Below are 230 nucleotides of genomic sequence, written 5' to 3'. Positions count from 1 at the left end.
TCGGTGATGCCGATCGGCAACCCCATCAAGTTGTACGCATACTCCGTCTTGTTGCCCAGCGGGTCGATGGCCTCCGTGAGCCGACCGCGGGTATCGTAGTCGCGCAACCAGAGACCACCTTCGGCGTCGCTGATCTTGATGAGCTGGTCCTGCGTGTCCCAGGCGTAGTGCACAACCGAACCATCGGCGCGGATGTGCTCCAGCAGGTTGCCGTTCTCGTCATAGGCGTA

1 protein-coding gene is annotated in these 230 nt (G+C 61.3%); it reads right to left on the bottom strand.

What is annotated here, in order from left to right; all coding sequences use genetic code 11:
* The coding region (locus tag DIE08_RS35410) for an RHS repeat domain-containing protein (protein ID WP_148096116.1) at window positions 1–230 on the bottom strand (230 nt) is incomplete at both ends.

The sequence above is a fragment of the Burkholderia sp. Bp9004 genome (assembly GCF_003858025.1).
GTDB lineage: Bacteria > Pseudomonadota > Gammaproteobacteria > Burkholderiales > Burkholderiaceae > Burkholderia > Burkholderia diffusa.
The sequence above is the reverse complement of the archived record's forward strand: the minus strand, read 5'-3'. Positions and strand labels throughout refer to the sequence as shown.